Below are 19,844 nucleotides of genomic sequence, written 5' to 3'. Positions count from 1 at the left end.
GGTTTTTTTATGAAAACTACCACAGAAAGCCTGCAGCTCACAGGTTTTGACGAAATCTTAGAAGACCGGGAACTGACGGTTTCTTCAGCAGATTACAGCCTTTTGACCGATCTCTACCAGCTAACGATGGCCGCTTGTTACGTCGGGGAAGGGCTCGACGGGCGGGCCGCGAGTTTTGAGTTGTTCGCGCGCAGGCTGCCAGAAGGTTTTGGCTACGCGATCGCGATGGGTTTGGCGCAAGTTATCGATTATTTGGAAAAATTTCGGTTTTCGCCGGCGCAAATTGAGGCTTTGCAGTCCACTGGGATTTTTGCTGGCGCAGGAGAGCGATTTTGGACTTTACTCGCCACAGCCCGTTTTACTGGCGATGTTTGGGCGGTGCCGGAGGGGACGGCGGTGTTTGCCAACGAGCCTCTGCTGCGAATTGAGGCTCCTCTGTGGCAGGCTCAGTTGGTGGAAACTTATTTATTGAATGCCATAAATTATCAAACTTTGATTGCGACGCGGGCAGCGCGGCTGCGGGATGTGGCGGGCCCGGAGGCTAAGTTGCTGGAATTCGGGACGCGCAGGGCTTTTGGGCCTCAAGCTGCTGTTTGGGCGGCTAGGGCGGCTCTGGCTGCGGGGTTCGACGGAACTTCTAATGTTTTGGCTGCTTTGAAGTTGGGCCGCAAACCTGTAGGTACGATCGCCCATGCTTTGGTAATGGCTGTGGCGGCCCTCGAAGGCAGTGAGAATCAGGCGTTTGCAGCTTTTCACCGCTATTTTCCGGGGGCGCCGCTGCTGATCGATACTTATGATACTGTGGCGGCGGCGCGGATGTTGGCCGATCGAGTCAACAGCGGTGAAATGCAGTTGGAAGGCGTGCGGCTGGATTCGGGCGATTTGGCGGTGCTGTCTCGGGAAGTTCGATCGATCCTTCCGGGCGTTCCAATTTTTGCTAGTGGCGATTTGGACGATCGAGAAATTGCTAAATTAAAAAGTAGCGGTGCTTGCATTGACGGTTACGGTTTAGGAACGAAGTTGGTCAGCGGTTCCCCTGTGAACGGTGTTTATAAGTTGGTGGAAATTGACGGAATTCCGGTGATGAAAGAGGCAAGCGGCAAGGTAACATATCCAGGAAGAAAGCAAATTTTTAGACATATTGAAAATGGGCAAATTCTCACAGATTGTTTGGGATTGTCGGGAGAAAATATTAAGAATTGCGATTCTTACTTACCATTAATGGAGTTGGTTGTAAAGGACGGCACACGAGTGCAGAAGCCGGAAAGTTTGGACGATATCGCCAAACGAACTGCTGCTTCTGTCGCCAGTCTGCGCCCCGAAACTCGCCAACTTGACAACCCGATTTCGCCGCAGGTGGAAATTTCTACAGATTTGCAGAGTCTCACCCAAAAAACGAAAAAGAGCCATTAGTCAGTAGTCATTAGTCATTAGTCAGTAGTCAGTAGTCATTAGTCATTAGTCATTAGTCAGTAGTCAACAATCAACAGTCAACAGTCAACAGTCAACAGTCAACAGTCAACAGTTAACAGTCAACAGTTAACAATTACCGATTCCCTATGCAGAAGATTGCTCTTTTTGGAACAAGTGCCGATCCACCCACAGCGGGACACAAAACAATTCTGAGTTGGCTTTCCCAACATTTTGATTGGGTAGCAGTTTGGGCGTCGGACAATCCTTTTAAGTCGCACCAAACTTCTCTAGAACACCGATCGGCAATGCTGCTGTTAATGATTCAAGAAATTAATTCGCCCAGACACAATCTTTGCTTGCATCCAGAACTCAGCAGTCCGAGGACTGTGGAAACTGTGGAACAAGCAAGATTGCTGTGGCCGGATGCAGATTTGACGCTGGTAATCGGTTCTGACTTGGTGGGGCAACTGTCTCGCTGGTACAAATTTGAACAATTGTTAAAACAAGTGGACTTGCTGATAGTACCGCGACCGGGTTATCCGTCAGAACAATTAGATTTGTGGCAGTTGAGGCGCATGGGTGCAGACGTGGCGATCGCATCTTTGAATGGTCCCAATGTTTCTTCTACCTTCTATCGGGAAACAGGAGACACCCAAGCCCTGACTCCGACCATCGAAGATTACATCAATAGGGAGCATTTGTACGCATGGCACGAGGCACGAAAAAGGGCGAAGGTTGCTCATTAGCTGACTTTAAAGTAGGAGTAGATAATGTTATTTTTTCCGTCGATACCGTGCAGAACCGCTTGTTGGTGCTGTTGGTAATGCGGCAAGACGAACCGTTTATCGATTCTTGGAGTCTTCCCGGTACTTTGGTGCGTCAGGGTGAGTCTCTTGAAAATGCGGCTTACCGAATTTTGTCTGAGAAAATTCGGGTAAAAAATTTGTATCTGGAGCAATTGTATACTTTCGGAGAACCGGGGCGCGATCCTCGGGAAATTACCAGGGGCGATCGCTATCTTTCGGTGAGTTATTTTGCTTTGGTTCGCTTTGAGGAAGCTGAGTTAATTGCTGGGAGTGTAGTGGCGGGTGTGGGCCACCGCGTCGGCGGCATTGCTTGGTATCCCGTGCAACAAGTTCCTAAGCTGGCCTTCGATCACAATCAAATTCTCGAATACGGATACCGGCGATTGCGTAACAAACTTGAATACAGTCCGGTAGCTTTTGAAGTTTTGCCGGATGTTTTTACTTTGAGCGATTTGTATCAGCTTTATACAACTATTTTGGGGGAAACTTTTTCTGATTATTCTAATTTTAGATCTCGATTGTTAAAATTGGGTTTTTTGTGCGATACCGGTGTTAAGGTTTCGCGGGGGGCTGGCCGCCCTGCTAGTTTGTACCGCTTTGATGCGGCCGCTTTTGCTCCTTTCAAAAATAAGCCACTGGTGTTTATCTAGCTGTTACTTGGATGACATTCTGGGATCAATTTAGTAACATTAGAATAGAAGCTATTAAGGAGTGCAGACGATGAAAGACCCTGATGAATGCGCTAATATTCACGAAGTTCGGGAGGAAATTGATATTATCGATCGAGAAGTGATCGAGGCTTTGAGCAAGAGATTTCAATACGTCATCGCTGCCGCAAGGTTCAAAACGAGTGAAGCTAGCGTTAAATCGTTCGATCGCTTTCACGATATGTTACAGCAGCGGCGCGAGTGGGCTCAAGAATCGGGTTTGAATCCTGATGTGGTTGAAAATATTTACCGGGATTTGGTAAATTATTATATTGAGGAAGAGTTGAAACATTACAAATCCAAGTAATCTTTCGCTACATTCAAATCTAGGACTATAGGAAAGTGAGTCCGCGCGGGCGGACTGTTAGCAATATTTATTAGGTGATTTGGTGAGATGAAAATTGCGATCGCACAACTCAACCCTACTATTGGTGATATCTTTGGCAACTCCAACCTAATTCTGGAGGCTGCGAAAAAAGCTGAGGTTGAGGGCGCAAACTTATTGCTAACACCGGAACTTTCCCTGATCGGTTATCCGCCGCGCGATTTGTTAATCAATCCGAGTTTCATTGCAGATGCAGGTGCACAGTTGCTGCAACTAGCGCAAGCTTTGCCGCCGGAGTTGGCAGTCATAGTCGGCACTGCCTTACCTAATGCTAATGCTGTTAAACTCGGCGGAAAATCCTTGTTTAATAGCGCTGTTTTGTTGCAAAATGGCGTGGTCAAACAAGTTTTTCATAAACGCTTGTTGCCTACTTATGATGTATTTGATGAAGATAGATATTTTGAACCGGGAGAAAACAGCAATTACTTTTCTATTGGCGAAGTCAAAATCGGCGTAACAATTTGTGAAGACTTGTGGAACAATGAGGAGTTTTGGGGTAAACGCAGTTACGCGGGCGATCCGGTTTCCGATTTGGCAAAATTGGGTGTAGATTTAGTGGTGAATTTGTCGGCATCGCCTTATTCTGCGGGGAAGCGGGGAGTGCGATCGGGTATGTTGCAGCACAGCGTCATCCGCTGCGGGATACCGATTATTTACGCTAATCAGATAGGGGGAAATGACGATATTATTTTTGATGGCAGCAGTTTTGCTGTAAATCGAAAGGGTGATTTAATTCAGCTATTAGCTTCTTTTGAAACGGATTTTGCGGTGCTGGAATATGACGCAGCTAAACAAGATTTAGTTGCCAGCGGGAACGGGCAAGATGCCCGTTCCACAACTGATTTGGGATTAGGTGAAGGACGACAAAAACTAGGTTCGATCGGCAGTGGCGTTGGCAGCGGCGGGAACGGGCAAGATGCCCGTTCCACAACTGATTTGAGTTTTCATCCGGCAGAAGGAGATGCCGAAATTTGGGCGGCTTTGGTTTTGGGAGTGCGAGATTATGTTCGCAAGTGCGGTTTTTCTAAGGTTGTACTCGGTTTGAGTGGCGGAATAGATTCGGCTTTGGTGGCTGCGATCGCCAGTTGCGCGATCGGGCCCGAAAATGTTCTAGGGGTGTTGATGCCTTCTCCTTATAGTTCGGATCATTCGGTTAATGATGCTTTGGAATTAGCCCGAAATCTTGGCATTGCGATCGAAATGTTGCCGATCGAGGATTTGATGGAAACTTACGATCGCACTCTCGCCAATTTGTTTGTCAATACAACTTTCGGAATTGCTGAGGAAAATATTCAATCGCGGATTCGAGGCAATCTGTTGATGGCAATTTCTAATAAGTTCGGACATTTGCTGCTTTCGACTGGGAATAAGTCGGAAATGGCGGTGGGTTACTGCACTCTCTACGGCGATATGAATGGGGGATTGGCGGTGATTTCTGATGTGCCGAAAACTCGTGTTTATTCGCTTTGTAGGTGGCTGAATTCTGGCGGATATGTAGGGGCGGTGCCCCCGTGCCCGCCCCTGGACAAGGAAATTATTCCGGTTAATATTATTAATAAAGCCCCGAGTGCTGAACTGAAACCGGGGCAAGTTGACCAAGATTCTTTGCCGGATTACGATGTTTTGGATGACATCTTGCAGCGGTTGATCGAACATCACGAATCGGTTCAACAAATTGTCGCTGCAGGACACGATGAAGCGGTGGTTAAACGTGTAGTAAAATTAGTGAGGCAAGCGGAGTTTAAACGGCGGCAAGCAGCCCCTGGTTTGAAAATTAGCGATCGAGCTTTTGGTACCGGTTGGCGGATGCCGATCGCCAAATCTTCCTTCTATTAAACGCATCATTAAACGCAAAATGGTTAACATCGACGGTACTTTCGGCTTCGATTTTCTCGCGGGAACTCTCAGCAACGATACGATGAGAGGATTTGCGGGTAATGATACTATTCAAGGTTTGGGGGGAAATGACCGAATTTTTGGCGATCGGGAAAATGATTCGCTAGCCGGAAATGAAGGCGCTGATACGCTGTCGGGTGGTCAAGGAAGCGATACAATCTATGGAGGACAAGGTGAAGATTGGATTTTTGGCGATCGGGGTAACGATTTGCTAATAGGTGGCGAAGGCGGGGATATCTTAACAGGAGGCGCGGGGGATGATTTATTTGTGATGGAAAAAACCGCCGCCGCATCTACTATTACAGAAGCCGATATAATTACAGATTTTGGCAACGGCAATGATCAAATTGTCTTGACCGAAGGCATGAATTTTAGCGATTTAGAGCTTTCAGTTTCCGACAACCAAACTATTATGAAAGATAAAAATTCTGGTAATTATTTAGGAGTTGTCTCGGGAAATTCTAATCTGACTGAATCCAACTTTATGTCGCTGTTTGGCGGGATAGATATGGGTCAGCTTTTGCCAATTTCTGTTAACACGATTATAGCCGATCGCGCGATCGGACTGGAAGTGGCGCAAACTCCCCAAGAACAAGCCACAGGTTTAATGTTTCGCACAGAATTGCCAGACGACAGGGGAATGCTTTTCCCCATCGAACCCGCGCGAAACGTGCGTTTTTGGATGAAAAACGTGTTGATTGAACTCGATATGGTTTTTCTGCGGGAAGGCGTCGTGCAGGCGATAATTCCTAACGTACCGCCGTGTTTGAGCGAAACCTGCCCCAACTACGGCCCGGATGTTCCCGTTGACGGAGTTATTGAACTCAGAGGCGGAAGGGCGGCCCAATTGGGACTCAAAGTTGGCGATCGGATTCCCAATTTACCCTAAAAAGGTAGATGATATCATGTCTGTTTGATTCGGACTTGTATGATATTAAATTTTGTAGGGGCGGGTTCACCAACAATAATTGCCCATAATCTACAATATAATAAACCCGCCCCCGCCCATACTACCGGACATGATATGATTTTATCGCGTCCTTCAACATTTTTGCATCCTATGAATCCTATGAATCCTATTGAATTAAAAATAATCCCCCATCAAACTCAAGACGGTTTAGCTTACCAACATTTGCGCTTGCGAATTACCACTCAAGACGGTATCATCACACCCGATGATTTACAAGGTTTGAAACTTCCTCAAGACGTTCAATTAAGCCAAGGAATTGTCATTGAAGGTAGAGGAGCAATTTGGCTGTACGGGTATTTAGTGCACGAATGTCATCCGGCGGCTTGGGTTGGATGTTACGATCCGCGATTAGAAGGTGCGGTGGTAGTAGCGACGCACAAGCACGAGGTATCAGTTGGACAGGTATTAAAATTGAGTTTACCAAGCGATTAAGACTCTCCTGAGTTTGAGGTGATAATAAATAAAAAATAAGGTGTTGCTTAATCAGGGTAAGCTGTGGAGCATTTAAACCATTAACGATCCAGGTAAGGTGCGTCAGAAGCGAACACAGACTATACATGGGAAACGCTTATTTACGCTGGGCACCCTACTAAGCTGTGTTGCATCTAGATTGCCTATGGTATTAGAGAGGGAGAGGGGGAGAAGAGGAGAGGGGGAGAGGATTTGACGATTTTTGATGGGGACTCGAAATATACAATTTAAATGCACAACAGCTTATCCTCCTTTAAATGCGTAACCGCTTATGAAAAAAAAGTTGAAAATTCTCAAGCTTTGTCGATACTGGTTTCTATGACTGGCATATTTAGTCTTTCATACCGTAAATCAGCAACGCCAAAAATCAAAGTCTTGTGGGGATTAGGGGTTGGGCGTCCCGCCCGCCCTGAATATACAATTTAAATGCGCGACAGCTTACCGAAGCTATTGAGCGGGATTAATATTGCACTTTATTTTTGGTTTTTGTGTCAGGGTTTGATAGTGCGATCGCTCAATTTTTCTAACAGGAAATCAAATCCCGAATGAAGTAAGATGAGGATTTGCCATTGGGTGGGGGCGGGTTTTTGAGATTGTCGGTTTTGGGCAAATATTGTTGGTAAAACCCGCCCCTACATGATTGTATAATCGGTTAAAACTGAGAGATTGCACCATTGTCAATTAGCTTTTTCTGAACAGGCTTTTCGGCCTGTTCCACAAGAAAATTTATATGTTGTGGAACAGGCCGAAAAGCCTGTTGCTGACGCAAAATGCCTGTTCCACAAGAAAATTTATATGTTGTGGAACAGGCCGAAAAGCCTGTTGCTGAAAATGGTGCAAAATATCAGTTAAAACAAAAAGTACCGCTGGGCCATTGGCAAAACTGTTGCCGGTTCGCAAGTTAACAATTCCCCATCCGCCCTAACTTCATAAGTTTCTGGATCGACTTCCATTTGTGGCAAATAATCGTTGAGTTTCATATCTCTTTTACTAATTTGTCGCGTGCCAGAAACTGCTACAGTGGGCTTTTGCAAACCGAGCTGTGCGGCAATATCTCGATCGCGCGCAGCTTGGGAAACAAACGTCAGACAAGTCGCCCCAATCGCCCCGCCAAAACTGCCAAACATCGGCCGCATATGCACCGGTTGCGGCGTCGGAATGCTGGCGTTAGCATCTCCCATCTGCCCGTAGGCGATCGCCCCTCCTTTAATTACCAGTTCCGGTTTCACCCCAAAAAAAGCCGGCCGCCACAAACACAAATCCGCCAATTTCCCCTCTTCCACGGAACCGACATACTGACTAATTCCGTGAGTAATTGCCGGATTAATTGTATATTTCGCAATGTACCGCTTCACCCTAAAATTGTCATTTTCTCCCCCTGTGGAACGGGCATCTTGCCCGTATAAATCACCTGTGGAACGGGCATCTTGCCCGTATAAATCACCTGTGGAACGGGCATCTTGCCCGTTCAAATTCCCCCTTTGCACTTTCATTTTATGTGCAGTTTGCCAAGTCCGAATAATCACCTCCCCAACTCTTCCCATCGCCTGAGAATCAGAAGAAATCATACTAAACGCACCTAAATCGTGCAAAATATCCTCAGCAGCAATAGTTTCCCTTCTAATTCTCGATTCAGCAAAAGCCACATCTTCAGGAATGCCTCGATCCAAATGGTGGCAAACCATCAACATATCTAAATGTTCTTCTAAAGTATTGACAGTGTAAGGGCGAGTCGGGTTAGTTGACGAGGGCAAAACATTAGCTTGTCCGCACACTTTAATAATATCCGGTGCGTGTCCGCCGCCAGCACCTTCGGTATGGTAAGTGTGAATAGCGCGATTTTTAAATGCGGCAATTGTAGCTTCCACAAATCCCGCTTCATTGAGAGTGTCGGTGTGAATTGCAACTTGCACGTCGTACTCGTCAGCTACACTCAAACAAGTGTCGATCGTTGCTGGTGTAGTTCCCCAATCTTCGTGGAGTTTCAAACCCATTGCACCGGCAAAGATTTGTTCAATTAATCCTTGAGGTTGACTGCTATTTCCTTTACCTAAAAACCCTAGATTTACGGGGAAAGCGTCAGCAGCTTGCAGCATTCGGTACATATGCCAAGGCCCCGGAGTGCAGGTTGTGGCGTTTGTACCCGTTGCGGGGCCAGTGCCGCCGCCGATCATTGTCGTGATTCCAGAGGCGATCGCCACTTCTATTTGTTGCGGACAAATAAAGTGAATGTGAGTGTCAATTCCCCCAGCCGTGAGAATCATTCCTTCACCGGCAATTACTTCAGTACCAGGCCCGATAATAATATCTACCCTATCTTGAATATAAGGATTTCCGGCTTTACCAATTTTGTAAATTTTGCCGTCTTTAATGCCAACATCTGCTTTAACAATTCCCCACCAGTCTAATATTAAAGCATTAGTAATTACCGTGTCAACAGCGCCGTCTGCATTAGAAATAGGCGACTGTCCCATGCCGTCCCGAATGACTTTGCCACCGCCAAATTTAACTTCATCTCCGTAGGTTGTAAAGTCTTTTTCAACTTCTATGAATAATTCTGTATCGGCTAACCGGACGCGATCGCCCACAGTCGGCCCGAAGGTTTCCGCGTAAGCGCGGCGCTCCATTCTGTAACTCATGCTCGCTCCCAATATTAATAAATTTTTAGTTAGCAGTTGAGACCCACTTGAATTATAGTATGTGACGAGTTCCTCAATCTGCAACAGTAAAAAAAAATACAACATTAGGCACGCTTTAAAACCCCGATCGGCATCAATTCTTGCCAAGCGAAAATCGAAAATGCTATGAACGGGCAAATTTACTCCAGCTTTTTCTGGATTTCCCTTTTCAAAATCTCCACATCCACCGTCATATCCATGCCAATGAAACTCCAATCTTCCGCTACATTGTGGTCATCAACCATACGGGAGTATTCTAATCCCAATAGCTGGCAAATGTAATAGAAATATGGCGGAGTGTACCCTCCATAAAAGAATTCCAATACTTTCGTTCCCGGCTGACACCACAGCAAATTTGTAAAACCAGCCCCGTGAGGGCCGACAACCACCGCCGCTTCTGCAAACAGACGAATTTGTTCATCAACAGGGCGCGAGATATCTTCCAAAATTTCAAAATCAAATTCTTTCAAAACCTCTCGCACTTGTAATTCATTTTTAACCTGACGCCTGCCGCTTCTAGACAGATAAAGTTTTCTATAAGGCTTTACCTTTTCCTTAAGACAGAATTTTTTCCGCAAAAGCTCTATATCGTAAGGACTGGGAAAATACCAGTCTTGATTGTTTCCCACCACCACACTTTCTGCATGATATCCCGTATCTCTAGCCCTAGTGTCGATTAGTGAACTTTCAGGAATACCGAGTTTTGTCATAAAGCCCAACTCAAAATCTGTATGTCGTAAAGGATAACAAATTTTGGCTTCTTGCCAAATTTCCTTACCAAAAGCCTCCTCAATTCGACAAAGTTTAGCCAGCACAAAAATGATATAATCATAATAACTGCACCACAAATGCGACCAAGGAGCAACTACCAACGGATAGGTAATTTGGTTAGGTTTGTAAGGCCATTCCAGAATGCCCGCTCCGCTAATCCGAAAATCCAAGTCTAAAAGCAACTTGTTATTCAGCAGCGTGTTGCCAGACGTACAAATAGTTAGAGAATTTATTTTTTGATTCCGGGAAATCTTCCAAACATAATCTGGGTCAAAAGACACGGTTTTTTCCGTTGCAAAAAACCGAGAAGGCACTTTATTTACCGAGGTTAATGCGGGTATATTGATGGGTTCATGCTGCTTTTTATAAACGATGCTGTCATCTAACAATTTGATGCTGGTGCGCCGATCTAACGGGGTTCTCCAGACACGCCTTGATGTGGCAAGCAAGCTCTGCTTCAAGGTTTGTTTGATCTGGTCAACTAATTTTGGGTTCATCACGCGCTTGTGCTGTATATCTTTGCAGTTTTAACAACCACGGTATACCGCAAACGGCAGATTGTAACTAGCTCAAAAGTAGGAGATTGAACTAACAAAAAAAAGCCAGAAGGCAGTTATACAGAAGGCAGAGAAAAAGTTTTGAGCTTACTTTATCACTCTCCATGCCTAGGGCTGGAAGTGATACAATTTTCGATTTTCGATTTGGGATTGGGATGAGCGATCACTATCATAGTGTGGAGAGAGCTTACAGTTGCATTCTTTTTTGAAAGTGCTTGGACTTTTAAGTTAAAAAGTTTCAAATTCCCAACTCAACAATCGTGAACTACCTTCTGGCTTCATACTTCAGCATCCAGATGACCGTTCACTTTTCCATTAAAACCGTAGACTTGACGACTACCAACAAACGGCACTAATTGAACTTCCCTTTCATCTCCGGGTTCAAACCTGACTGCTGTACCTGCGGGGATATCCAACCGCATTCCTTTTGCTTGTTCTCGATTAAATTCTAAGGCTTCGTTTGCCTCATAAAAGTGATAGTGTGAACCGATTTGAATGGGTCTATCTCCCGAATTTCCTACCAGCAACCGCACCGTTTGGCGATCGGCATTTAATTCTATTTCGCCTGCTGAAACAATCATTTCTCCTGGAATCATCTTTTCCTCCTATGAGTGTCTGTGGTTGATTTTTTTAACGGATCGGATCGTGCACTGTAACGAGTTTAGTTCCATCGGGAAAAGTCGCCTCAACCTGAACTTCATGCACCATTTCTGGTATACCTTCCATCACATCTTCCCGCGTCAGGAGAGTTGTTCCATAACTCATTAAATCGGCGACGGTGAGGCCGTCTCTGGCTCCTTCTAAAATGGCTGCGGAAATGTAGGCTAGTGCTTCTGGGTAGTTTAATTTTAAACCTCTTTGTTTCCGGCGCTCTGCTACTAGGGCGGCGGTGAAAATCAGCAGTTTGTCTTTTTCTTGGGGGGTGAGTTGCATTTTTATTCTTGTAAGTGCGATCGCATTATTGGGTTATGATATCGTTTACGGTTGTTTCTGAATGATTAAACCGCAAAGGGCGCAGAGGGCGCTGAGTCTCCAGAAGAGAGAGATGAATAATCTCGTTAGGAGGGCAATTATACATTGAAACTCAAATATCATCCTATTTTATCCAAACTCTGGGCAAACAGCAAGGGCGTTCTGAAAAAGATAAGCGCAGCAAGTGCCAAATGCTGACAAACCAGTCTCTCGCTGCGGTTGTGGATGAACCCCGATATCGGCACAGCAAACCGTTAGGAATACGAGTCACGCCGACGGTGGAATTACCAGGATAAATTGTTGCCTCAGATGGCAAATCTCGCACTTTTTCCACGAACTCTGTGGTGACGGGTTCGCCTACCCAAGCGAGGGTGGCGACTACGGGTTTTCCTGCGAGTCCGTGAGGACTTTCGAGCATTTTTTCTCCACCTTTGAGCAATTGTCTGTCAATCCATAAAGGGGTGTTTTCTTGCCAGATTTCGGTGTGCGATCGCCATTCTCCAGACAAGAACTTTTCGCCCCTAGCACTGCGTCCAAATCTGGTAATTTCCCACAGTAAAATCCTCGCTGTTGGTGCTAATTCTACCCGCAAATTTTGCCGATATATTGCGCCGTCAAAAACTATTGTTTCTTGGGGCAGCCATTCTAAATTAGCACCGGTATCTAGCTGAATGTCAATATTTTGTTGTGATTCTAGTCCGCTGCTACGATAGATTTTACCAGCGGCTGCCGTGGTAATCAAGGCTTTGGCGTTGGGTTGGAGGTGAAAATGGCTGGAAAGTCGATCGCCCCCGACAACTCCCCCAGCCGTGTGCAAGATGACGCTGTGACAAACGTCTTTCCCTTCGGGATAAAACGGGCGCTGCACCTTGAGGGGCGCTTGCATTTGATTGTGAATGATTTGAGTTGCACCGCTGCGGTTAGCGTAGACTAAATCCAGGTAGCCGTGCCATCCATTTTCAACTTGATCTATATGTTGTTTGGTCAAATTTTCAGTCACTAATTTTTTAATTTAAAAACATTCCCGATCAAAAACATACCACGACTGTGGCGCTTCCCTGCAATTAGTTAAATAATGATAATCGTTATCGGAAATATTTTTGGTTTCTGCACTTATTAGTATAATAATTTACATTTATCAACCATCAGATCGGCGAAGATGCGGGTACCATGTAAAAATCAGTAACTAGAGGAGTGCAGAATATGCCTCAAGTTCTCTTCAAAGTTGATTTGACCAAACCGATGTCCGAACAGGAATTAGTCGGTCACAATCGCTGGCATCCAGATATTCCAGCAGTAGTTTCCGTCAATCCCGGCGATGTATTTCGCATCGAGTGCAAAGACTGGACAGACGGACAAATTAAAAATGACGACAATCCCGACGACATTCGCGATGTAGACTTAACAGTAGTTCACGTTTTGAGCGGGCCAATTTACGTTAACGGCGCGCAGCCGGGGGATATTTTAGTAGTCGATATCCTCGATATCGGGGCTTTGCAAGGAGACGAATGGGGTTTTACGGGAATTTTTGCTAAAGAAAACGGTGGCGGTTTCTTGACCGAACATTTTCCGACTGCTGCTAAAGCAATTTGGGATTTTCAGGGAATTTATACCGCTTCCAGACACATACCAAAAGTCAGGTTTGCTGGGATTACTCATCCTGGTTTAATCGGCTGCGCTCCTTCTCAGGAATTGTTGAATAAATGGAACAAACGGGAAGCGGAATTAGTAGCAACAAATCCCGACAGAGTGCCGCCTTTAGCAGCGCTGCCGAACGCCAAGAATGCAGTTTTGGGGTCGCTGCAAGGGGCAGAGTTCGAGCGAGTTGCGGCAGAAGCGGCGCGCACAGTTCCTCCCCGCGAACACGGCGGCAATTGCGATATTAAAAACTTGTCGCGGGGTTCGAGAATTTATTTCCCGGTTTATGTCGAAGGTGCGAAACTTTCGATGGGAGATATTCACTTTTCTCAAGGAGATGGGGAGATTTCATTCTGCGGGGCAATTGAAATGTCGGGGTACATCGACCTCCACGTTGATATTATCAAAGGTGGCATGGATAAATACGCGATGGTCAACCCGATTTTCAAACCCGGGCCGGTGGAACCCCGCTATTCTGAGTACCTGGTTTTTGAAGGGATTTCTGTTGATGAATTTACGGGTCAGCAGTATTATATGGATGCCCACGTTGCTTATCGCCGAGCTTGTTTGAATGCGATCGAATATTTGAAAAAGTTTGGTTTTACCGGAGAACAAGCGTATTTACTGTTAAGCTGTGCTCCTGTTGAAGGTCGCATCAGTGGCATTGTGGATATTCCCAATGCTTGCTGCACTATTGCTTTACCGACAGAAATTTTCCAGATGGATATTCTGCCGTCTTGATTAGTAGGGCGGGCCGGGCCAGTCATTGGTGTCAAATTAACAAAGTAGTATCAGTCTGCTGGCTGAGTTCATAATCCTTCCGATCCCCCCTAACCCCCCTTAAAAAGGGGAGTAGGGGGTGGGACAAGAAATATTCTCAAAGTCAACCCCTACTCCCCTTATTAAGGGGGATTTAGGGGGATCGAGACTCTCATACAAGCGAGATATACATAGAGTTTCATTCTTAAATTGACACAATGTGTGGCCCGCCCTAGTCATTGCATCCAAATTTACCCTCAAAAATTGATATGCCTCTTTACGATTTTAAGTGTGAAACTTGCGGCATTTTTGATAAGTGGCGCCCTCTTGCAGAAGCAGATACACCGGTGCTTTGCCCGAATTGCGAAACTGTTGCTAAACGCATCTTTTCGCCGCCGATGATTCTAACTGGAAAGCTGCGGTTGAAAGGTCAAGAAAATCGGGAACCGGAGGTAGTTAAGCGTTCTGAGGAACCTAAACCGCAGCGGAATCGCGAACACCGAGGGGGACGGCCTTGGATGATCGGTCACTGATCCAGTCCGACAGTCAGGCAGGGGTTTGAACCCCTGCCTCGCAGCTCGCATTCGTCTAAAAAAGCAGCAAAAAAGGTCAAAAACTCTGTCACCAATTTTTAACTATTTTGTACTTATTTTTTTGCTAAAATAACATAGTCATCAACTGAATAATTTAAGTCATAAGGTAACTTAAAGTGCTGGCGAAAAAGTGGACTTATAAATTTCTGAACTGACAATTTTTCTCTAGCAAACTTTCCAAAGTTAGGATGGGATGTCCTGCTACCGGTTGAACTTAAATATTTATACCAAACTAAGTTTAAGCCCAGTTCATCAACAAATTGTCTTACTACACTTAGCTCCTGTTGGCAATCATCAACTCGATGAAGATTGTATGGTATCAGCAACTTCTTTTCTTGAATAATTAGCAAAGCGTAACCCGAATCATTCAAGCTGTTTGTAAATATATCCTTGTAAATCTGAAGGGATTTTTCTCTTCTCTCCTCATCCTTAAAAAAACAGTGAGAAATCACTATAAAATCAAAGAAGTTTTTCGGCAGTCTTTTAGATTGATTTTCCGTATCAAAGATACTAGAAGTGTCAAACCGAAAGTAAGCATTCATTGCCTGGGGTTCCATGTACTGCCGCCAAAACTGGAGTCCGCGATATTGAAAAGCTTTTTGCTGTTCCAGAGAGTAGTAGGATATGTGCATTGGTGGCATTGAAAAAAAGTTGCTACTGCTTTGCAGCAACAAACCGAGTCCGTAAGCAACAGTACCCGGCCCCGCCGCTATATCAAGGATATTAACTTTAGTTGGTAATAATCCAGCCTTGTAAATCAGGAACCAAGCTAGATATGTACAATAGACGTTATCGAGGAAATACCTGATTAAATAGATGTGAGGACTGAGTTCAAAGTTGTATTGAGGATCTTGTCCTTCTTTCAGCTTTTGAATATCGTCAATAGCTTGCTGAAGTAAATAATCAACATTATTTTTTTCACGACTCAAGTTATTAAGCTCGTTCTTGATGAAGCCAGCCAGATGTTTTTCAAAATTATTAAATACTTTGTCATCAATGCCAGTGCATTGAATCATACTTGCATCGCATTCTATCAAGTTGAAGGATTGTGAAATATGTTCAATGAACTTTGTGTCGGGAAACAAGGTTAATTCATCAATCCGCCCCAGCGAATCGTCAAGTTGCCCGAAGCTTAGTTGCATTTCTAATTCTTCTAAATGGCGATCGGCTTCTTTGATGCGATCATTTTTTTGATGCAATAACTTCTCAAGCTGTAGGCGCTCTTTAAATAGCTTCTGCTGCCATGAGAGTTTTGCCCCGGAATTTTCTATTTGTTTTAATAGTTGTTGGGCAACTCGATTATTTTGACTCTTAACGGCTTCGTTAAACTTATGGGAATGCCACCAATTGACTAGCGGATTACTCATAGCCAAATCCCTCTTTACCTTCCATAATCTCAACTCCCGGAAGCATCGCAATTAATTTATTTTTAAACTTGCGATAACTATGTTGTTCGCTATTGTACCACCAAGCGTACTTGTGTTTAAGAGCTAATGCTTCCTCGCGAGTTGACGCAATTAGCGATCGCGCGTTGCTGGCATGAAAATCCTGAATCACCACCCGATCTACAACTTCCAGCTTGCTAATAAAATTAGCTTCATCTTCCGGTAAGGTAGGGAGGAGTGGCGTCACAGTTATAGAAAATCTGACTTCGCAATTTTCTCGGTAAGGAAAGCTGTATCTCAGTTTTTCAATCGCTTTGAGTCTCGCAGGAATACTAGGCGATTTTGGTTCAAAATCTTTCCTCACTTTTTCGCTACCAGTGGGAATGCTCATGTTAACTCGCAATCGCTGAAATTGCTGTAAAATATCGATATCTCTAGTTATCATAGGACTGCGAGTTTGGATAACTAATGTCGGTTGATAGGGAATCATCACTTCTAACAAGTGCCTAGTTAGTTGTTCTTTAGATTCAATGGGCTGATATGGATCAGTGACACTACTCATGTAAATGCTAGGTGAGCGATCGGGTTGTTTTTTGTACCATCTTTGCAACTCTTTATTTAGAATTTCCGCTGCATTTTGCTTAATGATTACCCAATTTCCCCAATCCTGCCGCATCTCTGAATTAGGGCTAAAAGCAGCAGCATAACAATAGCTGCATCCATACTGACAACCGCGGTAGGGATTTAGCGTAAAATCGTAAGCATTGATAAATCCAGTAGCTTTGTTAAGCACTGACTGTGCATTTTGTCCATACACTTTGGCACTTCCGAAATTCTCCCGGACTGCTAAAATGTGTTTTTCACCGAGGGAATATTTTTTAGACTGATACTTTACCATTATTTAACCTGCTACAGTATTAGAATAGAAAAGGTTTAAAAATTAGAAAGGCGATCGCGCTTCGAGCTTACTACTTCACTGTACCGCACTCAACAAATGTCAGCAAAACAGTGGAGGATTACTCTACTTTATAACATTTTTTTAATGAGCCAACAAGTCAACTTTATAAACTTCATGCTAAGCTCGATCGACAAGTAATGCAAGCTTACGGATTTATTGACAGCGACGATATTTTAGCAAAAGTGCTGGAATTAAACCTAGAACTGGCAGAAAAAGAAAAACGGGGAGAGCCGGTAGTTGGGGCTTGTGTTCCAACTGACTAAAAATACTAATCGTTGTTACCATAAAGTTGGTAAATTTGGGTATAATCACAGAGATTGTTGATAGAGATCACAAACACTTTAGTATAAAAACCGAGATAATAGGGGAAGAGTTAAGTTTTGAGCTAAAGATTTCCAAATTCAAAATTAAACAGTCAAAACTGCTTTCCGCCTTCAGCATTAGTGCTTTCTGCTTTTCTTCGCTCAATTACTCCTGATTTCTTTGGGAGGAACTTCCAATGTTATTATTTAACCACAGTCAGTCCAAAAATAGCAAAGTAGAGCATGAGAACTATGCTCAAAAAAAATTGTTACCGACTTCAACTATTAATCTAACTGGGCTAAAGGCAGAATGCAACCATTTGCGGATCGGTCAAAAAATTAGCTATGGCTATGCTTTAGCTATCGGCATAGCGATTGTGGGAACTGGTGCGGGAATGAGATTGGGAGACTACTTTCGCAAGCAAGCTTTAGTTGAGGTGAATGTTGCTGGGCAGCAGCAGCAAATGCTACAAAATTTGCAAAATACCGTATTTGAAGCCCGATCGCACGCGGCGAGATTGCCAGTTGTTTTGGGAAACACTGTGGCGCTGAAATACGAACACGATCGCTTTGTTGGGCAAATCAATCAGGCGAAAATCCTGATTTCAGAAATTGAATCTTTCGCACGAGAAAATCCCGATAGACTAGCAACAGAAGAGGCCACATTGCAGGCTTTCTTGAAGAAATCTGCCCTCGTCATTGATTACTACGGTCAGCTAATTAAATTGCAGTTAAAAGAAGCGGAAGTTTGGAATTTGCAGCCCAACAGCCTCGAATCCGCACAGCTACAAATGTTGAGGACTAGCAGCGGTCAAGAGGCGATCGTACTAGATAAGCTTGCTCAAAGTTTAACCGAGCTAATTTCTACAGTAGAAATTCACAAACAGCAAGGAACCCAAGCATTAGAAGAAGCTGAAAATTTGCGAAACCGAATTATTCTGGGGAGTATGCTAATTTCAGCACTCATCGCCGCCGCGCTAGCCGACAAAACCAGCCGCGCGATCGCCCAACCCCTCGAAACCGTTACTAATTTTGCTCAGCAAGTCACTCGCGAATCGAATTTTAACCTGCAAGTACCAGTCACAACCGACGACGAAATCGGAGTTTTAGCTGTCTCTTTCAATCAATTGATTCAGCGAGTTAGCGAGTATACCAAAGAACTCAAAGAAACTCAATCCCAATTAATTCAAACCGAAAAAATGTCATCTCTCGGTCAAATGGTGGCAGGGATAGCCCACGAAATTAACAATCCTGTCAACTTCATCGGGGGCAACATTGACTATGCCAACCAATACATCGAAGATTTGGCAGGTTTGGTAACTCTCTATCAAGAATATTATCCCAACCCACCAGATGCCATTCTAGAGCGCATCGAAGACATTGAACTCGAATTTCTCAGAGAAGATTTGCCAAAAACCCTCTGTTCGATGAAAATGGGAGCCGATCGCATTCGCGAAATTGTCGTATCCATGCGGAATTTTTCGCGATCGGACGACGGAAAAATGAAATCTGCCGACATTCACGAAGGAATTGATAGCACCCTCGTCATTCTCAATCACCGACTAAAACAAGGTATTCAAGTTATTAAACAATACGGCAATTTGCCTGCGCTTGAGTGCTATCCCGCGCAACTGAATCAAGTATTTATGAATATTATTAGTAATGCAATAGATGCGCTGGAGGAGGTGAAAAAGGAAGACAAAGGCTATTCGCCAACTATTTGGGTGAGCACGGAAATTACGGCCGACAATACTGTCACCGTCAAGATTCGGGATAACGGGCCGGGAATTGCCGCCACCAGTACCCAACAGATATTTGATCCATTTTTTACTACAAAGTCGATCGGCAAAGGTACTGGATTAGGATTGGCTATTTCCTATCAAATCCTTGCCAAGCATCACGGCAAAATTGAGGTGAATTCTCAAATAGGACAGGGCACGGAATTTGTGATTACTTTGCCAGTTGCTGCGTAATATTACGCGGCGCGACTTCGTTTTTGTTTGGACGTGCAAAAATTAGACTATCAAAGTCCTCTTGAGGCGTGCTGGTGATACGGGATTGTACCCCATCAGAGCTCCGTTGAGGCGATCGCTCCCTTCAAAGCGGTTGCAGGATAGCCAGACGCTTAAGCGCGATCGCACCCTTGATCGAATGTCCGAAAGTCTGCCCATCACCTACGTTATCGATCGCAATACAATTTTTCTAAGTTTTGGCATCGCTGGGGCCGAAACTCTCAACGCCGATGGCGTTTACATTAGCGTCAACACTTTAGATTATTCCGGCTATCGGGACTGTCGCCCCCATTATATTCAAGCCATGCAAGAAGTATTTCGGCTAGGGGCAAAATAGGGGAGAGAACGCGATGCACTCTCTATTTTAATACCTCTGATTGAGCTAAAAAAGACATAAATCATTAAATTAGGCAATAATGGGGGAGTGCCTTGCAAAAAAACTTGGTTTTGTTACGGCGGCGGTAAAGTTGCTGACGGCGTTGGCAATTCCTGTGAGGAATGAGAATTAAATAACTTCCACTCTTGAAAGTGGGATGGGCGTCCCGCCCGTCCAAAAAGGACGGGCGGGACG

The 19,844-nt window shown here is 44.6% G+C and carries 19 protein-coding genes; 12 read left to right on the top strand and 7 right to left on the bottom strand.

Annotation, left to right across the window (positions count from 1 at the left end):
* Positions 1–9: 9 nt before the first annotated feature.
* From QUB10_RS19120 to crn3, 7 genes are all read left to right on the top strand, one after another.
* On the top strand, positions 10–1,413 hold the full coding sequence (locus QUB10_RS19120; RefSeq protein ID WP_333204580.1) for a nicotinate phosphoribosyltransferase: 1,404 nt from the start codon (positions 10–12) through the stop codon (positions 1,411–1,413).
* 146 nt (positions 1,414–1,559) lie between these two features.
* A complete protein-coding gene (locus QUB10_RS19115) occupies positions 1,560–2,159 on the top strand; it encodes a nicotinate-nucleotide adenylyltransferase (protein WP_333204578.1) in 600 nt (199 codons plus the stop codon).
* Positions 2,120–2,869 carry an NrtR DNA-binding winged helix domain-containing protein gene (locus QUB10_RS19110; RefSeq protein WP_333204576.1) on the top strand — a complete coding sequence of 250 codons (750 nt, stop codon included), beginning with the start codon at positions 2,120–2,122 and terminating at the stop codon, positions 2,867–2,869. The genes QUB10_RS19115 and QUB10_RS19110 overlap by 40 nt, the downstream gene beginning before the upstream one ends.
* Positions 2,870–2,939: 70 nt before the next feature.
* The gene (locus QUB10_RS19105; RefSeq protein WP_333105335.1) at positions 2,940–3,233 is read left to right on the top strand and encodes an isochorismate lyase; all 294 of its coding nucleotides are present in this window, start codon (positions 2,940–2,942) and stop codon (positions 3,231–3,233) included.
* Between the two features lie 87 nt (positions 3,234–3,320).
* Positions 3,321–5,147 carry an NAD+ synthase gene (locus QUB10_RS19100; protein ID WP_333204574.1) on the top strand — a complete coding sequence of 609 codons (1,827 nt, stop codon included), beginning with the start codon at positions 3,321–3,323 and terminating at the stop codon, positions 5,145–5,147.
* A gap of 19 nt (positions 5,148–5,166) precedes the next feature.
* Positions 5,167–6,096, top strand: a complete 930-nt coding sequence (locus tag QUB10_RS19095) for a DUF192 domain-containing protein (RefSeq protein ID WP_333204572.1) — start codon at positions 5,167–5,169, stop codon at positions 6,094–6,096.
* A 180-nt stretch (positions 6,097–6,276) separates the two neighbouring features.
* Complete coding sequence (gene crn3 / locus QUB10_RS19090; protein WP_333083735.1) at positions 6,277–6,609, top strand: CRISPR-associated ring nuclease Crn3/Csx3; 333 nt, start codon at positions 6,277–6,279, stop codon at positions 6,607–6,609.
* An 887-nt stretch (positions 6,610–7,496) separates the two neighbouring features.
* On the opposite strand, the gene ureC is transcribed toward crn3, so the two are convergent.
* The 5 genes from ureC to QUB10_RS19065 all read right to left on the bottom strand — a co-directional run bounded on the left by ureC (position 7,497) and on the right by QUB10_RS19065 (position 12,626).
* Positions 7,497–9,287, bottom strand: a complete 1,791-nt coding sequence (gene ureC / locus QUB10_RS19085; RefSeq protein WP_333204570.1) for an urease subunit alpha — start codon at positions 9,285–9,287, stop codon at positions 7,497–7,499.
* A 179-nt stretch (positions 9,288–9,466) separates the two neighbouring features.
* Entirely contained in the window at positions 9,467–10,594 is a 1,128-nt protein-coding gene (locus QUB10_RS19080) for a glycosyltransferase family 61 protein (protein WP_333204568.1), read from the bottom strand.
* A gap of 338 nt (positions 10,595–10,932) precedes the next feature.
* Positions 10,933–11,250 carry an urease subunit beta gene (locus QUB10_RS19075; protein WP_333204566.1) on the bottom strand — a complete coding sequence of 106 codons (318 nt, stop codon included), beginning with the start codon at positions 11,248–11,250 and terminating at the stop codon, positions 10,933–10,935.
* A gap of 34 nt (positions 11,251–11,284) precedes the next feature.
* Positions 11,285–11,587, bottom strand: coding sequence for an urease subunit gamma (ureA, locus tag QUB10_RS19070; RefSeq protein ID WP_015179363.1), 303 nt, complete (start codon positions 11,585–11,587; stop codon positions 11,285–11,287).
* 163 nt (positions 11,588–11,750) lie between these two features.
* Positions 11,751–12,626: an urease accessory protein UreD gene (locus QUB10_RS19065; RefSeq protein ID WP_333204564.1), complete on the bottom strand. Its 876-nt coding sequence runs from the start codon at positions 12,624–12,626 to the stop codon at positions 11,751–11,753.
* A gap of 203 nt (positions 12,627–12,829) precedes the next feature.
* Between QUB10_RS19065 and fmdA the strand changes: the two genes are divergently transcribed.
* Together fmdA and QUB10_RS19055 are read left to right on the top strand one after the other, a co-directional pair.
* Positions 12,830–14,005, top strand: a complete 1,176-nt coding sequence (gene fmdA, locus QUB10_RS19060; RefSeq protein ID WP_333204561.1) for a formamidase — start codon at positions 12,830–12,832, stop codon at positions 14,003–14,005.
* Positions 14,006–14,292: 287 nt separating this feature from the next.
* Positions 14,293–14,556, top strand: a complete 264-nt coding sequence (locus QUB10_RS19055) for a zinc ribbon domain-containing protein (RefSeq protein ID WP_333204560.1) — start codon at positions 14,293–14,295, stop codon at positions 14,554–14,556.
* Between the two features lie 113 nt (positions 14,557–14,669).
* Here the strand turns inward: QUB10_RS19055 and QUB10_RS19050 are convergent, their stop codons facing one another.
* Positions 14,670–15,983 (bottom strand): photosystem II assembly protein, encoded by a 1,314-nt coding sequence (locus tag QUB10_RS19050; RefSeq protein WP_333204558.1) that lies wholly within the window; start codon positions 15,981–15,983, stop codon positions 14,670–14,672.
* Positions 15,976–16,899 carry a radical SAM protein gene (locus QUB10_RS19045; RefSeq protein WP_333204556.1) on the bottom strand — a complete coding sequence of 308 codons (924 nt, stop codon included), beginning with the start codon at positions 16,897–16,899 and terminating at the stop codon, positions 15,976–15,978. Before QUB10_RS19045 ends, QUB10_RS19050 begins: the two co-directional genes overlap by 8 nt.
* Before the next feature lie 197 nt (positions 16,900–17,096).
* On the opposite strand from QUB10_RS19045, the gene QUB10_RS19040 reads away from it, so the two are divergent.
* From QUB10_RS19040 to QUB10_RS34280, 3 genes are all read left to right on the top strand, one after another.
* The gene (locus QUB10_RS19040) at positions 17,097–17,222 is read left to right on the top strand and encodes a hypothetical protein (RefSeq protein ID WP_333204554.1); all 126 of its coding nucleotides are present in this window, start codon (positions 17,097–17,099) and stop codon (positions 17,220–17,222) included.
* 236 nt (positions 17,223–17,458) lie between these two features.
* Positions 17,459–19,234 carry an ATP-binding protein gene (locus QUB10_RS19035; RefSeq protein WP_333204552.1) on the top strand — a complete coding sequence of 592 codons (1,776 nt, stop codon included), beginning with the start codon at positions 17,459–17,461 and terminating at the stop codon, positions 19,232–19,234.
* An 85-nt stretch (positions 19,235–19,319) separates the two neighbouring features.
* The gene (locus QUB10_RS34280; protein WP_445300784.1) at positions 19,320–19,610 is read left to right on the top strand and encodes a 7-cyano-7-deazaguanine synthase; all 291 of its coding nucleotides are present in this window, start codon (positions 19,320–19,322) and stop codon (positions 19,608–19,610) included.
* Positions 19,611–19,844 lie beyond the last annotated feature (234 nt).

The organism is Microcoleus sp. B5-D4 (genome assembly GCF_036705145.1).
In the GTDB taxonomy this organism is placed as follows: Bacteria; Cyanobacteriota; Cyanobacteriia; order Cyanobacteriales; family Microcoleaceae; genus Microcoleus.
The sequence above is the reverse complement of the archived record's forward strand: the minus strand, read 5'-3'. Positions and strand labels throughout refer to the sequence as shown.

What these genes read in the sequence shown, in the direction of transcription:
- QUB10_RS19120 (WP_333204580.1), top strand. Translation starts at nt 10, where the DNA reads ATGAAAACTACCACAGAAAGCCTGCAGCTCACAGGTTTTGACGAAATC.
- QUB10_RS19115 (WP_333204578.1), top strand. Translation starts at nt 1,560, where the DNA reads ATGCAGAAGATTGCTCTTTTTGGAACAAGTGCCGATCCACCCACAGCG.
- QUB10_RS19110 (WP_333204576.1), top strand. Translation starts at nt 2,120, where the DNA reads ATGGCACGAGGCACGAAAAAGGGCGAAGGTTGCTCATTAGCTGACTTT.
- QUB10_RS19105 (WP_333105335.1), top strand. Translation starts at nt 2,940, where the DNA reads ATGAAAGACCCTGATGAATGCGCTAATATTCACGAAGTTCGGGAGGAA.
- QUB10_RS19100 (WP_333204574.1), top strand. Translation starts at nt 3,321, where the DNA reads ATGAAAATTGCGATCGCACAACTCAACCCTACTATTGGTGATATCTTT.
- QUB10_RS19095 (WP_333204572.1), top strand. Translation starts at nt 5,167, where the DNA reads ATGGTTAACATCGACGGTACTTTCGGCTTCGATTTTCTCGCGGGAACT.
- crn3 (WP_333083735.1), top strand. Translation starts at nt 6,277, where the DNA reads ATGAATCCTATTGAATTAAAAATAATCCCCCATCAAACTCAAGACGGT.
- ureC (WP_333204570.1), bottom strand. Translation starts at nt 9,287, where the DNA reads ATGAGTTACAGAATGGAGCGCCGCGCTTACGCGGAAACCTTCGGGCCG.
- QUB10_RS19080 (WP_333204568.1), bottom strand. Translation starts at nt 10,594, where the DNA reads ATGAACCCAAAATTAGTTGACCAGATCAAACAAACCTTGAAGCAGAGC.
- QUB10_RS19075 (WP_333204566.1), bottom strand. Translation starts at nt 11,250, where the DNA reads ATGATTCCAGGAGAAATGATTGTTTCAGCAGGCGAAATAGAATTAAAT.
- ureA (WP_015179363.1), bottom strand. Translation starts at nt 11,587, where the DNA reads ATGCAACTCACCCCCCAAGAAAAAGACAAACTGCTGATTTTCACCGCC.
- fmdA (WP_333204561.1), top strand. Translation starts at nt 12,830, where the DNA reads ATGCCTCAAGTTCTCTTCAAAGTTGATTTGACCAAACCGATGTCCGAA.
- QUB10_RS19055 (WP_333204560.1), top strand. Translation starts at nt 14,293, where the DNA reads ATGCCTCTTTACGATTTTAAGTGTGAAACTTGCGGCATTTTTGATAAG.
- QUB10_RS19050 (WP_333204558.1), bottom strand. Translation starts at nt 15,983, where the DNA reads ATGAGTAATCCGCTAGTCAATTGGTGGCATTCCCATAAGTTTAACGAA.
- QUB10_RS19045 (WP_333204556.1), bottom strand. Translation starts at nt 16,899, where the DNA reads ATGGTAAAGTATCAGTCTAAAAAATATTCCCTCGGTGAAAAACACATT.
- QUB10_RS19040 (WP_333204554.1), top strand. Translation starts at nt 17,097, where the DNA reads ATGCAAGCTTACGGATTTATTGACAGCGACGATATTTTAGCAAAAGTG.
- QUB10_RS19035 (WP_333204552.1), top strand. Translation starts at nt 17,459, where the DNA reads ATGTTATTATTTAACCACAGTCAGTCCAAAAATAGCAAAGTAGAGCAT.